The organism is Nocardiopsis oceani, assembly GCF_054777395.1.
The window spans coordinates 1-960 of record NZ_BAAHAR010000124.1 but is presented as its reverse complement, the minus strand read 5'-3'; the positions used below and the strand labels follow the sequence as shown (position 1 = coordinate 960).

Here is a 960-nt window from a genome sequence, read left to right as displayed (position 1 = left end):
CGAGGTGTTGCGACGACCAGTTGAATCCGCCCTGCGAGCCCGCATCGGAATGATGCACCAGCTCGCCCACATGGACGGGCCTGCCGCCGCGATCGCGACGCCACAGAGCCATCTCCAGGGCCGAGAGCACCAGAGGCGCTGTCTTGGTCATAGCAGCTGACCATCCCACGATCGTTCGGGAGAACACGTCCACGACGAAGGACACATACACCACCCCCGACCAGGTCGCCACATGGGTGAAGTCCGCTACCCACACACGGTTGGGCGCATGCGCGGTGAAGTCGCGGTCCAGTAGGTCCGGTGCCCGCTCAGCGGCCGGATCCGACTCGGTGGTACGCACCTTCTTGCCGCGTAGGGCGCCGTGAAGGCCCATCTGGCGCATCAGGCGTTCCACGGTGCACCGGGCTACCGTGTGGCCTTGGCGGTTGAGCTCGTGCCAGACCTTGAGGGCCCCGTAGACGGCGTAGTTGTGCGAGTGCAGCTCGGCGATGAGTTCGCGCAACTCGGCGTCGCGCACCGACCGGGCCGAGGGTGGACGTTTCTTGTACGCGTAGTAGGTGGATGGGGCGATCTTGCAGTCGTGCTCGGTGAGTACGCGGCAGATCGGATCGACTCCGCCGAAGCGGCCCCGGTGCTCGTCGATGAAGGCTACGAGCGTGTGTGTGGCCGGTCGATCTCGGCCGCGAAGAAAGACGCCGCGGCTTTGAGGATGTTGTTGGCGCGCTTGAGTTCGCGGTTCTCCCGCTCCAGCTCCTTGATCCGCTGGGCTTCGGCTGTGGTAGTGCCAGGGCGGGCCCCGGTATCGACGTCGGCCTGGCGGACCCACACCCGCAGACTCTCGGCACCCACACCCAGCTTCGCCGCGACAGCCTTGACCGCCGCGCTGGTGGAGGCGTAGTCGCCCCGGCTCTGCTGGACCAGGCGCACGGCGCGTTCACGCAGTTCAGTGGGGTAACGCTT

2 protein-coding genes are annotated in these 960 nt (G+C 66.6%); both read right to left on the bottom strand.

The window, feature by feature from the left end:
- The coding region (locus ACYVDG_RS32665; protein ID WP_460764164.1) for an IS3 family transposase at positions 1 to 643 on the bottom strand (643 nt) is incomplete at its 3' end.
- A gap of 5 nt (positions 644 to 648) precedes the next feature.
- Positions 649 to 960: transposase (locus tag ACYVDG_RS32660; RefSeq protein WP_460764161.1), on the bottom strand; the 312-nt coding region annotated here is incomplete at its 5' end.